This window comes from uncultured Methanobrevibacter sp., from assembly GCF_902764455.1.
In the GTDB taxonomy this organism is placed as follows: Archaea; Methanobacteriota; Methanobacteria; order Methanobacteriales; family Methanobacteriaceae; genus Methanocatella.
Genome location: NZ_CACWVY010000023.1, coordinates 27,582 through 43,116 on the forward strand (window position 1 = coordinate 27,582; position 15,535 = coordinate 43,116).

Annotated in this window: 9 protein-coding genes; 4 read left to right on the forward strand and 5 right to left on the reverse strand. The window is 29.8% G+C overall.

The window, feature by feature from the left end; genetic code table 11:
* Positions 1–3: 3 nt before the first annotated feature.
* Together QZU75_RS08460 and QZU75_RS08465 are read right to left on the reverse strand one after the other, a co-directional pair.
* On the reverse strand, positions 4–2,070 hold the full coding sequence (locus QZU75_RS08460; RefSeq protein ID WP_296882996.1) for a DEAD/DEAH box helicase family protein: 2,067 nt from the start codon (positions 2,068–2,070) through the stop codon (positions 4–6).
* 235 nt (positions 2,071–2,305) lie between these two features.
* A complete protein-coding gene (locus QZU75_RS08465) occupies positions 2,306–3,247 on the reverse strand; it encodes a Dam family site-specific DNA-(adenine-N6)-methyltransferase (RefSeq protein ID WP_296882998.1) in 942 nt (313 codons plus the stop codon).
* A gap of 410 nt (positions 3,248–3,657) precedes the next feature.
* Here QZU75_RS08465 and QZU75_RS08470 point away from each other — a divergent pair, with 410 nt between their 5' ends.
* Both QZU75_RS08470 and xerA read left to right on the forward strand, forming a co-directional pair.
* Positions 3,658–4,914 (forward strand): restriction endonuclease subunit S, encoded by a 1,257-nt coding sequence (locus QZU75_RS08470; protein ID WP_296882999.1) that lies wholly within the window; start codon positions 3,658–3,660, stop codon positions 4,912–4,914.
* Positions 4,911–5,897, forward strand: a complete 987-nt coding sequence (gene xerA, locus QZU75_RS08475; protein ID WP_363139645.1) for a site-specific tyrosine recombinase/integron integrase — start codon at positions 4,911–4,913, stop codon at positions 5,895–5,897. Before QZU75_RS08470 ends, xerA begins: the two co-directional genes overlap by 4 nt.
* Positions 5,898–6,053: 156 nt before the next feature.
* On the opposite strand, the gene QZU75_RS08480 is transcribed toward xerA, so the two are convergent.
* The 3 genes from QZU75_RS08480 to QZU75_RS08490 are packed head-to-tail and all read right to left on the reverse strand — an operon-like array spanning position 6,054 to position 11,802.
* Complete coding sequence (locus QZU75_RS08480) at positions 6,054–7,226, reverse strand: restriction endonuclease subunit S (protein WP_296883002.1); 1,173 nt, start codon at positions 7,224–7,226, stop codon at positions 6,054–6,056.
* Positions 7,227–7,264: 38 nt separating this feature from the next.
* Entirely contained in the window at positions 7,265–8,767 is a 1,503-nt protein-coding gene (locus tag QZU75_RS08485; RefSeq protein WP_296883003.1) for a class I SAM-dependent DNA methyltransferase, read from the reverse strand.
* An 8-nt stretch (positions 8,768–8,775) separates the two neighbouring features.
* Positions 8,776–11,802, reverse strand: coding sequence for a type I restriction endonuclease subunit R (locus QZU75_RS08490; protein WP_296883005.1), 3,027 nt, complete (start codon positions 11,800–11,802; stop codon positions 8,776–8,778).
* A 528-nt stretch (positions 11,803–12,330) separates the two neighbouring features.
* Here QZU75_RS08490 and QZU75_RS08495 point away from each other — a divergent pair.
* Positions 12,331–13,542 carry a hypothetical protein gene (locus tag QZU75_RS08495; RefSeq protein WP_296883006.1) on the forward strand — a complete coding sequence of 404 codons (1,212 nt, stop codon included), beginning with the start codon at positions 12,331–12,333 and terminating at the stop codon, positions 13,540–13,542.
* A gap of 512 nt (positions 13,543–14,054) precedes the next feature.
* Positions 14,055–15,509 (forward strand): sodium-dependent transporter, encoded by a 1,455-nt coding sequence (locus tag QZU75_RS08500; RefSeq protein WP_296883008.1) that lies wholly within the window; start codon positions 14,055–14,057, stop codon positions 15,507–15,509.
* Positions 15,510–15,535: the final 26 nt, after the last annotated feature.

The window sequence follows — 15,535 nt, forward strand, 5'->3', positions numbered from 1 at the left end:
ACCTTATAAATTTTTATTCAATTCCTTAATCACATAATCATAATTTTCGGCAATATATCCAATTTGTTTATATCTCTCTTTTTCTCTTTCAAAGATGAATTTTTCGAATTTTTGTAATGATTTATCCAATCTATCCCCAGAAGGCCTAACTATCAAATCATAAATATCCGCGTGAGTTTTACCTTCATAACGTCGGATAACTCGACCAATTCTTTGAATAAATTCTCTAGAACTATTGCTACTGCACATAAATATTGCTTTTGAAGCAGATGGAACATCAACCCCCTCATCCAAACAATGCATAGCAACCAATACGTGATAATTTCCATCATCAAAATCTTTTAAAATCATTTCTCTTTCAGATAAACCCCCATATTCTTTTAAAGGAGTAGTTTTTTCTTCCATAGTAAACTTATGGGCAACGATATTTTTTCTAGCAAGAATATTTAAAACTTTATCAATCTGATTATGACTACAGTAAATAATCAATCCAGAATAATCATCAATATCATCCAGTACTTCTTCAAATACATTAAATTTATTGAAGGCATCTTTTATTAAATCAGCTCTTTGGAAAAGTAAATTAGCTTTTTGTTTACTGTATTCTTCATCTTGGAATTTAAAGAGATTTAACGTTATTTTTTTGTATTTTTCAAGTTCTTCTTTTGTTAAACTTAAAAAGTAAGGATGGTAATTATAAGGAGTTAAATAAGATTTTCCGGTACGAGGATTATAAAAATTATAAATTGCATCTTCTAATGATATTTTATATAATTCATCACCAAAAAACTCAAAAAGAAAATCAGACTCTTCATCTGAATACCTAGTTGGAGTAGCACTTAATCCTAATCTGAAATCATATAATTTATCATTTAAACCATTTGTTCTATAAGGAGAACCCAAACCATGCATTTCATCTCCAATTAAAAAATAGTTAAATTTTTTATATTCTTTAAGATAATTTATGAAATCATCACTTGCTAGAGTATCATGAGTGGTTAATACAACCAAATTATTAATGATATGTAACCTTAAATCCAATAAGCCATCTTCTAATGCTTTTCTCCATTTCGTATCTCCAGTAGCAGTAATTACCCTATCCAAATTTAAACCAAGATCTTCAATAGATTTATTCCATTGCGGAAGTAAATGTTTAGTCGGAGCAGTAATCACTGTTAATAATAAAGAATCATCAAGAAGTAACTTTTGCAAACATCCTAATGCTGTATAAGTTTTACCAGTTCCTGTTGCCATGACAAAAATGCCTCTTTTATCATTATCAAACCATTTATCCCTTGCATCAATTTGATAATCATATAATTCAATTTTTGGAGCCATAGGAGGAATTGTATCATGAAAAATTAAATCATCAAAATTCTCAGGAGCATCATCAATTAATTTTTGTTCAATTGCCTCAGGAATGTCCAAAATCTTATATGACTCTGAATTTGAATTCCATAAATCAGTGAATGTAACTAAATTTTCTTTGAGATGCTTTAATTCACCAAGATTCCAATCTCTAAATAAATGAAATTCTTCACCATTCTTTTCCCAAGCAGCAGATGTCTCATTAATTGAACCACTAAAAGAAATAAGATTATTTTTACAGTCATACATTAAACCTATCTTATAATGTAAAATTCCACCACCATTAGTAACAGGAATTCCATTTTCATCTGTCTTAACCGCAACTCTAATTCTCAATTGTTTATTTGCAATCATCCACCCTAAAATTTTAACATGATTTTTAACAATTTCATCTTCAATAGAATTTAATTCATTTAAAAAATTAGAAGTCAATATTTCTTCAGGATGTTTTGAAGCAAAATTAATCATATTAACATCTGCCGGATTTAAATCAACACCACATAACAAATCCATTTTACCATTATTTAATATAAAATCTTTTAAACCAATAGCAACAGAAGCTAAACTTTTTGAATTGAAATAACCTACAACCCTACGGTATTTTTTAGAATTAGCTAAAGCAGGAATATAAAAATCTTTCAACAAATTATCTTTTTGAGAATCATAATGTTCTTTGAAATTTAATTCCTGAAATGTTTTCATTTGAATCCCTTTAATTAAAAATACAAATTACAGTTAGAGAAAATTTAATTGCTTAATGACCCCCAATCCAAGCGCATCTCCATAAAATACTTGTTTTTGATCAAAATTTTACTAAAAGAGATCAAAATTGTATGAGATCATAAAATTGTTCTCACTTCGTAAAATTGCTTTCATTTAAGAATTTATTTAATAAAGTATATAAATTATGCATATAAAAGAATTTAAAAAAAATAATTTAATAGTTATAAATCAAAAGTTCATTAATTGGCCCTCTTTTGTTGCCTTTAGAATTAATTGAACGCCTTACTTCAATTTTTTTATGATTGCAAATTTTCAATCCCAATTTTCCATAAGTATCTTTAAAGAAATTATTGTCAGGATCATGATTTTTTGGGTCAGAATTGCTTAAAATGAATTTTGCACCTCTATTATCAATCCATTTACAAAATTGACTTAGTTCTTTCTGTTCATTAATACCGAAACCTTCAGCACTATAACTTGTAAAACTAGTTTTTTTAATAGGCAAATAAGGAGGATCCAAATATACAAATGTATTTCCATCAATAAAATCTTTTGAAGCCATATAATCTTTTGAAACTATAGTTACTCCTTTTAAAGCATCATGCACATTTTCAATATTCCCTTCATCACATATTGAAGGATTTTTATATTTACCAATAGGAACATTAAACTTACCACTTTTATTGACCCTATACAAACCATTGAAACAAGTCCTATTTAAAAAAATCATCTGTGCTGCTCTAATAATATGGTCATAAGAATAATTTTTGTAATCAAATTCTTCTAAATTATTATTAAAATCACTTCGAATATCATTGAAATATATTCTTCTTTCATCTTGATTCATTTTTAAAAAAGCATTAGAATACGATTTAAGTTTAGAAATTAATTTTTTATATTTATTTCCTTGAATAACATCATATGTTAAAATTAATTCCCTATTTATATCCCCTAAATAAGCTTCTTTTATTTCAAATTTACTAATTAAATGAAAAAAAACTGCTCCACCGCCTAGAAATGGTTCTGCATATTTTACAATAACATTTGAATCTTGAATTTCGTGAGGTAATTTTTTATCAATACACTTGATAACCTGCTTTTTACCACCTGCCCATTTTAAAAAGGGTTTTGCATTTTTTTCATTACTAGATGACATCAAATAATTCCTTAAAAACAATTAGATATATAAATATTCATGAAAAATAAGAAAAAACCTATTTCATGATCAATAAAACTTTTATTAAACAACCTATTAAAAAATACCGATTTGTTCTTCTAAATAACATATAAAAACAATCCTAGAAAAATTTTTGAAAGTAAATATTTAACATATAATATAAACATATAATAAAGATAATACTTCCAATATTATTTTTATTAAATCTTTCTTAACATCAATATCATCTAGCCCATTTAATTCTATTATAACAAAAATAAGAATTAAAAATACATTAATTAAATTAAAATTATTTAAATTTATGGTTATTTGGTTTATAAACAATAATACATTAATTATTTTAATAAATAATCCATAAAATACTCCATAATCTAAACTCAAATTTAACTTTGAGTTTAAATTCAAATAACCATAATTGGATAGATTGTACTCTTGGCGATATTGTCACATTTAAAAGAGGATATGATTTACCTAAAGATAAAATGAACAAAGGAAAATATCCGGTTGTTGGTTCTAATGGTATTATTGGTTATCATGATGAGTTTACTACAGAATCTCCAGGAATTACTGTTGGCCGTAGTGGGAATGTGGGAAATCCATTTATTGTTAAAGGAGATTCATGGTCTCATAATACTACCTTATTTGTTGAAAAATTTAAGAATGTTGATCCTTACTTTGTTTACTATTATTTAAAAACCATTGACCTAAAACAATTTGCTGGAGGTAGTGCAGTTCCTACTTTAAACAGAAATCATATTCATCCTATTGATATAAGAATTCCTCGAGATATAAATGAGCAAAAGAAGATTAGTACATTATTATTAACTATTGATGAAAAAATTGCTGTTTGCGAATCTATAAATAAAAATTTAGCAGCATTGGCAAAGACTATTTTTAGAGATAGGTTTATTTTTTATAAAGGTTATGAATCTCAAATGATTAAAACTGATGTTGGAGAAATTCCGAATACATTTGAAGTTAAATCAGTTGATGAGATATCAAAAGATGTTGTTTGTGGTAAAACTCCTTCTACAAAAGTAGAAGAAAATTATGGGGATAAAATGCCATTTATAACAATTCCAGATATGCATGGTAATGTTTTTGTAATTGATACTGAGAGAAAATTATCTGAAATAGGAATAAAAAGTCAAATTAAAAAGATATTGCCTGAAAATAGTATTTGTGTTAGTTGTATTGCCACTGCAGGATTAGTTTCGCTTACTTCTGAAGAAAGTCAAACAAATCAACAAATTAATAGCGTCATATGTAAAGAAGGGATTAGTCCTTATTTTGTTTATCTTTATATGGAAGAATTATCAGAATATATTAAAATGCTTGGATCAGGGGGAAGCACTACATTAAATCTAAACAAAAGAGAATTTGGTAAAATAGAACTTGTAATTCCTCCTCAAGAGGACATGATTGAATTCCATAAACAAATATCTCCTATTTTTGAAGAAATTAAAACCAATCAATATGAAATAGAAAAATTAACTAAATTACGAGATACATTACTTCCTAAGTTAATGTCTGGTGAGATTGATGTTTCACAGATAAATTGTGACTTGCAGATAACACACAAGCAAAATTGTATAAATGAATTTACATTAACATTTCACAATAATATAATAGAGGCATTAATATGAAAACTAAAATCATTTCCAAAATTCAAAATCAAATGAAACCTTACCTAAACCAAGGCCAATATATAAAATTAACAAGTTCCTTGCTAGATTCCTTGCAAGACATAGATATTATTGATAACAATAATGAATTAAATGAAGTGGATAATTTTAAATTATTGAACCTATTCTTATCTGCTAAACAAGTTGAAGGATGTTCCGAAAAAACAATCATATATTACAAATCCACAATAGAAAAAATGTTACAAAAAATAAAAAAACAAGTCTACAACATTAACACGGATGATTTGAGAAAATATCTTTTTGATCACAAAAATGAAAAAATGTCATCAAAAACAACCATAGACAATATAAGAAGAGTTTTTTCAAGCTTTTTTTCATGGCTAGAAGATGAAGATTACATTATTAAAAATCCTGTAAGAAGAATACATAGAGTAAAAACTGGTCGAGTGGTTAAAGAAGTATTAACCGATGAAAATTTAGAAACATTACGTGATAATTGCAGTGAAATAAGGGATTTAGCAATGGTTGAACTACTAATATCAACAGGAATAAGAGTAGGAGAATTAGTGCGGCTGAATATTGAAGATATTGATTTCTATGAACGAGAATGTATAGTATTTGGAAAAGGTGAAAGTGAAAGAGTAGTCTATTTTGATGCAAGAACAAAAATACATTTAATGGAATACCTTCAGTCTAGAATAGATGATAACCCTGCATTATTTGTTTCTTTAAATAGTCCATATGATAGATTAGGAATCAGCGGAGTAGAAACACGAATAAGAGACCTTGGAAAAAAATGCAATATTAACAAAGTCCATCCCCACAAATTTAGACGAACAATGGCTACAAACGCAATTGACAAAGGAATGCCTATTGAACAAGTACAAAAATTATTAGGGCACGTGCAAATTGATACAACAATGCAATATGCAATGGTGAACCAAAGCAATGTAAAACTAGCCCACAGAAAGTTTATTGGTTAAATTATTGTTTAGTTCTCTGAAAATCTTATAAAACTCAAATATAACACTGTTATTATTAATATAAATATAGCTCAAATTAATGTTGAATTTAAAAAATAAGAACAAATAGCTGTTTTTGAATTGAAAATATAAAAAGAAGAATAACAGTAACCACCGTTATTCTAAATCACAATTTATCTTCGAGACATCGATTTCGCCAGACATTAACTTAGGAAGTAATGTGTCTCTTAATTTAGTTAAACTTCCAATTTCATTTTGATTTATGTATATTTTATCAAAAAATACTTTACTAATATTTTCAAATTCAAATAATGAGTTTTCATCAGGTAAAACAACATTAACCATTTTTAAAGATTTTTGAGTAATTAATGGTTGAGTTGAACCAGTATTTAAAGAATCATAATCAATTCTTTTTAAAAGTTGATAGACAAATCCATAATATTTAGATTTAATTACAAATGTATTATCTGAAGGGAAACAAGGATAATTAACTCTTTGAACAACACCATGTGTACCAACACGTCCAATAATCAGAATATCCTCATCATATGAAAACTCTTTTGTGTACCCCATGATTTTACTTGCACCAAACAAAGGAATATTAAAATCATCTGTTTTTGTCTCAGATTTTTCATCTGGACGATCTCCACTTGTTATTTGAATTAACTCTCCAAAATCAATATTTTTCCATTCTTTAGGTATTTTTCCCCAATCAGTTTTAACTAATGAATCTTCATCATAATCACTACATTTAACAAAATAATCATCAAAAATTAAACTTAATTGTTCTTCTAAATTTTTATTTATTTTTTTGTTTGTTTCAATTTTTTTATCAAAATATTGAATTATAGTAGCTATCTTATTTTGAGTATTTAAATCGGGCAAAATTATATCTAAATCTTTAATTATCTTTGTTGTTAAACTTCCTCTAGTACTTGCATGATCCGAAAGTTGCCGTAACTCAGGATATCTAAATTTTAGATTATATAATAAATAATGAATGTTTACTTTATCATTAGGACTTATAACAATAACAGATTGATTGACATATGTATCAATCATTACCATACTTGATTGTCCTCTAGTAAAACCTTGTCCTGCCGATGCAATTACAATATCACCTTTATTCGCTAATTTTGTAGATGAATTATTAGCACCTTCTTCTGTGATGAACTTATCAGTAGCGTAAATATAAGTATTTCTAGTTTCCCCAGAAGATAACCAATTTAAATCTCCATCCCAATATTCTTTAATTTTTGTGGATGGAGTTCCACCAGAAAATATTTTTCCTAACTCTCCAATTTTACAAGATTCCCATTCTAAACTCAAATTTATCACTCCTTTAAATAAAAATTCTAAATTTAAATCTAGAATTCAAATCCAATCTCCTTTAAACTTTGGCGAATCTTTGCTTCAAGTTCATTAGATTCTTTAAACAATTCATCCAACTCTGCTGTTAATGTTTTCATCTTCTCTTCAAATGGTATTCCATCATCTTCTTCAGGTTTAAATCCTACATAACGTCCAGGAGTTAAAATAAAATCATGTTTTTTAATCTCTTCCAAATCACTGACTTTACAGAATCCTTTTTCATCTTCTAAAGAACCTTCTTCAAATTTATTGAAAGTATCTGCAATTAATTCAATATCTTCATCAGTTAGTTCACGCAATTTCCTTGAAACCATTGTTCCCATTTCACGTGCATCAATAAAGAGAGTTTTTCCTTTTTGTTTCTTGTTACGATTTAAAAACCAAAGACAAACTGGGATTCCTGTTGTATAAAACAGTTGTGTCGGTAATGCAACAATACACTCCACCAAATCATCTTCAACGATTGCCTGCCTTATTTTTCCTTCACCAGAAGTAGTTGAAGACAGCGATCCGTTAGCTAAAACCAAACCTATTTTTCCTTTTGGAGACAAATGGTGAATCATATGCTGCATCCATGCAAAGTTTGCATTTCCTTTTGGCGGAATTCCATATTTCCACCTTACATCATCCTGCAATTGTTCCTGTCCCCATTTTTTAAGGTTAAATGGCGGATTCGCCATTACAAAATCGGCTTTAAGAGTCTTGTGCAAATCATTTAGAAATGTATCCTCCTGATGTTCTCCAAGGTCTGCTTCAAGTCCACGAATGGCCAGATTCATTTTTGCCATTTTCCAGGTTGTTGGATTGGATTCCTGACCATAAATTGACAGATTATTTATATTTCCACTATGATTATCAATGAAGTTTTTAGACTGGACAAACATTCCTCCGGAACCACAGCAAGGGTCGTAGACACGACCATCATATGGTTTTAAAACTGAAACCAAAGTTTTTACAACACATGCAGGAGTATAAAACTCTCCCGCCTTTTTACCTTCAGTTTCAGCAAACATACTTAAGCAGTATTCATAAGTACGCCCCAAAATGTCTTTTTTATCCCCTTTTTCAGACATTTGGACATTAGTAAATATGTCAATTACTGCACCCAGTTTCTTTTTATCAAGTTCAGGTCGAGAAAAGTTTTTAGGTAGAATTCCTTTAAGGGATTTGTTATTGTCCTCAATAGCTTTCATCGCATTATCTATTGTTAGGCCGTTTTCTGCAGTATTTGCTTTAGCAGCAATTTCTGACCAACGAGCTTCTGGCGGAACAAAAAATATATTTTCAGAAGTATATGCATCAATATCTTCTTCAAAACCTTCATCCTCTTCAACCAGTTCCTGATATTTTTCTTCAAATTTATCAGACAAATATTTTAGAAAGATTAAACCTAATACTACATGCTTATATTCTGCAGCATCCATTGAACCTCTTAATTCATCAGCTGCATCCCAAATTTGCTTTTCAAATCCAATTTCACTACTATTTTCTTTTGCCATTAAATCACCTAAGCTGCTTCATCTACCCATAACTCACATTGAGCAATAACTTTTTCTAATGCCCCAGCCATCTCTTTTGGAGGATAATCATATTTTTTAAGTAATTTTTTAACTATAAGTCTCATTTTAGCCCTTGCAGACTCTTTTTTCTGCCAATCAATTGTTCTATTGGCTCTCAGTGCTTCTGTTAATTCCTGAGTAATTAAAACTAGTGTTTTATCATCATAGAAATCACGAATATTTTCTGGAAGAGCTATTGCATTATAAAATGCCAATTCTTCTTCGGTTAATCCTAATTCTTCACCTTCATTATGGGCATTTTTAATTAATTCTGCCATCTTAACTAATTCCTGAATAACTTCTTCATTAGATATATTTCCTTTAATATATCTTTCCATTGTTTCTTTAAGCATCTGAGAGAATTCCTCTGATTTAACCAAATTAGTTTTTTTATAAACTCTTACTTGCTCATTCAATAACTTTTCTAAAATCTTAATTGCCAAATTTTCCTCCCTCATATTAGCAACTTTATCTAAAAAGTCCGGATCAAATAATGAAATTTCATCAGCCACATCAATTACACTAATGACTCCCTCACTTTTAATAGATTGTTTTAGTAATTCAGAAATCCTTTCATTAATTTCATGGAAGGATAAATGTTTATCTGAATTCAATTTAACTAAAACAGATCTGACAGCTTCAAAAAATGCTGCTTCAAATCTTTCTTTTTCTTTTGCAACACTTCGACATAAAGATAATGCATGTTTAAGCATCAGTGATTGTTTAATATATTCCTTTTTCTTTTCATCCATTAAGGGATGTTCAAAGAAATTAACTCCCCCACTTATTACATTTGACCTTTCTAAATTACTATCACCAAAAAATTTAGAGTAATCATAACCATAGAACAAATTACGGCAAATTTCAAGTTTTTCCTGGAATTTCGGATAAGCTACTTTTTCAACATCCATCTCACCATAGTTTTTGTTGTCCCTATCAGTATATTCACTCATAGCTTTTCTTAAAGCGGATGCTATACCAATATAATCAACAATTAGACCGCCTTCTTTTCCTTTAAATACCCTATTTACACGGGCAATAGCTTGCATCAGGTTATGGCCTTTCATTGGTTTGAATACATACATTGTCGAGAGTGATGGCACATCAAATCCCGTAAGCCACATGTCTACAACAATTGCTATTTTCATGGGGTCATCATCATCCTTAAATTTGTTTTCCAATTGTTTTTTGTAAGATTTATCTCCAATGATTTCATTCCATTCCTTTGGATCTTTATTAGAACCACTCATTACAACTTTTATTTTCTCATTCCATTCAGGGCGCAGCTCCAATATTTTTTTATACATTTTTATAGCAATTTCTCTTGAATAACCAACAATCATTGCCTTTCCAGTAAGTTCATATTGACGATTTTCTTCGTAGTGATAGATTATGTCCTGACAGATATCTTCAATGATTTCAGGAGCTCCAAGCAAACTTTCCATTTTACTTAATTCATGTTTGCTTCTCCAAATATCATAATCCTGAGCCTCTTCAGCTAATTTATCATACTCCTCATCAATTAATTGTAAAATTGACTCATCCAAATGTATTTTTGCAACACGACTTTCATAACTTAATGGAACTGTAGCTCCATCTTCTACTGACTGAGTCATATCATAAATATCAATATAATCACCAAATACTTCCCTAGTGCTTTTATCTATTCTAGAAATTGGAGTTCCAGTAAAACCAATATATGTTGCATTTGGAAGTGCATTTCTAATTCTTCTTGCAGCGCCTATTTTAATTTCACCTGTTTTAGGATCTACTCTTTCTTCAAGACCATATTGACTTCTATGAGCTTCATCTGAAATAACAATAACATCCTTTCTGTCTGTTAAAACATCACTAGATTCTTCAAATTTTTGCATTGTTGTAAAAAATATTCCATTGGCTTGGTGGTTATTTAATAATTCAGTTAAATGTTTCCTACTTGTTGCTTGTATTGGAATTTGTCTTAAAAAGTCAGCACATTTTGTAAATTGCTCATATAACTGTTGGTCCAAATCATTTCTATCAGTGACAACAACAAATGTAGGACTATTAAGCTCATTTATGAGTTTTTTAACATAAAATACCATAGATAAACTTTTTCCACTACCTTGAGTATGCCAAAACACACCTGCTTTTCCATTTGTTTCAATAGCATTTAAAGTTGATTTAACAGCTTTATTTACTGCAAAATACTGATGATATGCACCCATAATCTTTATAGAGTTTTTAGTATCTTTAGAATAAACAGTGAAATATTTTAATATATCTAAAAAACGAACTTTGTCAAATATTCCATTGAAAAAAGTATTAAAATCCGCCCATTTTGTTGACTCGTAACTTCCATCCACAGATTTCCATTCCATAAACCTATCTTCAGGAGCAGTTATTGTACCTGCTCGAGATTCCGCCATGTCACTCATAACACAAAAAGCATTGTAATTAAATAATGATGGAATAACATACATATACCTATGCAACTGATTATATGCTTCAGATACATCAGTATCGTCTCTAGAAGGTGACTTAAGTTCAATAACTACTAATGGAAAACCATTAAGAAAAACAACAATGTCAGGACGTTTAATTTCTTTTTCTTCAATTGTCCATTGGTTAATAATAGTAAAAGTATTATTTTCTATATTTTCCCAATCTACCAATTTAATTAGTGTTGCTTTTTCCTCACCATCTTCCCAATAATTAACAGATACACCATTTTGCAGATAATCCATAAATTTTTCATTTTTATATTCCAAACTTCCGATACCAAAATCTTGAATAATATTAATTGTATTCTCAATGGCCAAATTGCTTTTATCAGAATTAATTGAATATATATTTTCTAAATCAGCCATAAACAAAGGATTTTTATAATCTCTTTCAATTTCAGGACCGTAATAGTGAGAATATCCTAAATTTTGAAATAATTCAATTAAGGATTTTTCATAAGAATCTTCATTATAACCAGAAATATTAATCAACTCCATACAATATTACAAGCTAACATCAAAATTGATTAATAATAAGTTTATAACAAGTATTATATTAAATTTATTCAATTAACCCCATTTAATCATTTTAAAATAAAAACATCACATTAACAAGTAAAATGTCATAAATAGAGAATTTAAACTCTAGGATATGTATCCTCAACCGAAATTATACTCCAATAATAGAATCATTGCCGTTAATGTAAATCATGATTAAAATAAAAGAAAGTTAAGAAGAGATACTGAATTTAATTACTCAAAATACAATAAATAAACTAGACTCAAACTCCACATTAACATTAACGATTCAAAACTCCAAAATCACACCTGATTAAAGCCTATGATATATATCCCCGTGAAAAATCAGGTTTAAAAATGCAAAACCTAAACGTTAATGTAAAAAACGACTAAAATAAACAAAAACTCTCAAAATATTAAGCAGATAATTAAGGCATTATAAAAATAAATATATACAAAAATCTACATAATAGCAATTAAATAATGTCAAGAGGGTTTAAAATGAGAAAGATTTTTCTAATTATACTTGTTATTCTAGCAATTGTATCAGTCAGTGCCGTTTCGGCATCGGAAAATATAACTGCTGATGATTCACTTTTAAGTGAAAGTTCACAAGAAAATCCAAATGACAACACATACAATAGTGAAATCACAGCAAAATACGATGAACCTAACGAAAGAGTCAAGATTTATGTTAAAGAGAATTATGGTGAAAAAGAGGATGCCCTAGTTGAAAAGGTCAGGTGTAAATTTGACAATAGAACTACAAAATCTACTGACAGCTACATTGACGGATATAATGGTGCATTCTATGCTATTTCCACCAGTTCATTGGATAAAGGAAAACATCAGGCCGAAATCGGAATTGTGGATTCCTTTTATAAGGCAAAACCTATACTTTTTGATTTTACAGTAAACAAAAAGATAGCTACATTACATGCAGTTAAAATCACAACCACTTCAGACATCATCTTAAAGGCCACAGTTAAATGCAACGGCAAGAATGTCAATGAGGGAAAGGTAACCTTTAAAATCAAAGGCAAAAGTTATACTGCAAGTGTGAAAAATGGTATTGCAACCAAAAAGATCAAATTGGGTAATGGATATTATACCTATAAAGCCACATTCAAGTCATCTAAGTTTAGTGCCAAATCAAGCAGCAATCATGCTATAAAAGGAAATAAATATTATACATTTAAGCAAAAAGGAGTTTATGGGGGAACATATTCAATCAACATTCCATTCAAAAAGTACCTGAAATTGGTTGAAGCTAAAAGAAATGGTTATTATAAATATTTCACATTAAAAACAGGAAAAACCGACAAGTTCATCAGTTCCAAAGAGATTTACACTACAAAAACCGTCTACAAATGGAAGCAGGTTAAGGTTTTAGATTATACTTCCTATTGGGACACCCAGGAAAGTTATACATTTAGCCTATCCAAATATTACACTAACGGCTGGACATATGTTGGAGGATACGGCAAGACTTATTCAAATGGATACGATCATTATTCCATCTTTAAAAAGAAAGTGAAGACCACTCAAAGGGTATATGTCGGATCCAAAACTGTTTATTCGTCTAAATCATATCCGCTCAGATTCTTCATAGGCGTTAATGAAAACAGCAAATTATATTGTAAATGGGGCGTTACCCGTGAAAATCAGCTCAAAGCGTGTATTGTAATCCCACATTGGAGCGGAAGATTATAGCACTCACGAGAGTGCTCTCTTTTTTATTTTTTACATTAACGATTCAAAACTCCAAAATCACCTGATTAAAAGCTATGATATATATCCCCCTGAAAAATCACTTCCAGAAATCAAAAAGGCGACCGTTAATGTAAACTACACCTAAAAATAAACAAAGATTAAACTAAAAGTATCACTAAATTAAGCGGAAAAATTAAGGGATAGAATACCCCCGCAAATAGATTATTTCCACACTAAATTTAAAATTATAAATATTACCTGCAAAATCAGCAAAACAGTTATGAGAGTTTTGTTTTCCTGGTTTGGATTTCTCAAAACTGTCATTGCTAGTGCAATAACAATAAGTATTCCCGCTACTGCCGACAACACTGACATGATTTGACCTCCATATTTCTTAATAATATTTTTAGAACAATCATATATTAAATTAACCCTGTAAAAATCCCAAACCTAAACATAAATCAACATATTTATATTATTTTTAAAAGAAAGAAATAACTGGTGAGGGATTAATGAATAATCAAAGTCAATGGAATTCAAGAGTTGCATTTCTTTTATCAATGATTGGTGCGGCTGTCGGACTTGGAAATATATGGCGTTACAGCTATGTGGTCTATTCCCATGGAGGAGGGACTTTTTTTATTCCATATTTAATTGCAATTCTGATTATGGGAATTCCATTTCTTATACTTGAATACGGTATAGGATACAGGCACAAGGATTCCTTTTCAAATATCCTCAAGGGCATCAATCCCAAGCTGGAGTATGTCTCCTGGGCGCTGGTTCTGATTATTTATTTTGTTTTGATTTATTATCTTGTTATTGTAAGCTGGGATCTAGTATATCTCGGGTCAAGCATTAATTTCGGCTGGGGAGCGGATTCCGCATTGTATTTTGTTAGAAATGTTGGCGGAAGCTCTAATCTGGCCAATATGGCAAACTTTATAATTCCGACAACCGTTGCAATGGTGATTGTATGGATTTTTGTCTGGTACATTTCACACAAGGATTTGAATGAAGGAATAGGCAGGGCTTCAAAAATATTAATGCCACTGCTTTTTTTTATAATGGCGTTTATTATCATTTTCGCAGTGACACTTCCTGGAGCCGGTATTGGAATAAGCGCACTTCTAAATCCGGACTGGCAGATGCTTTTAAATGTTAATATATGGCTTGCTGCCTTTTCACAGATTATTTTCTCATTGAGTATGGGAGAGTCAATTTCTCTTACATATGCAAGTTACCTGCCTGAGGGGTCTAAATTAACGGACAACGTTCTGATTGTGGTTTTTGCAAACTGCGCATTTGAAGTAATAACTTCATTCGGAATATTTTCCATTCTCGGATATATGTCCTATACTTCAGGAACGCCGATGGTTGAGCTTGTAAGTGAAGGTACAGGACTTGTATTTGTTGTATTTCCGATGATTTTTAATGTTATGGGATTTTTCGGACGTATAATTGCACCCCTGCTCTTTATAGCAATATTATTTGCCGGAATTTCATCAGCAGTTGCAGTATTTGAACCTATGATTAATTCCACTGTCCATAAGCTCAGCTGGTCCCGTAGAAAAGCGGTGACTGTATGGTCAGTTGTGGGATGTATAATTTCACTTGTCTTTACAACAGGAATCAGCAGTTATCTGGTGGGCATTGTCGACAGTTTCATTACAGAATTCTGCATTCTCTTTTTAATCGCAGTTCAATGCATAATATTTACATGGTTCTATGACATTGAAGAGGTTATTCCGATACTGAATGAAAATGACAGAGTTAAAGTTGGAAAAACATGGTTATTTACACTTAAATATATATTGCCGATATTTTTACTGTTAATGTGGATTAATGGGGTATATCATTTGCTTTTAAATGCAAAAACATTTGAATTAACTGTTTATGTGATAATAACAGTTATTATTCTGATACTGAGCTATATTTTTACAAATATTAAAGAAAAGCCACAGTAACCAGGAATTTTAAGAGTTTTTTAAAA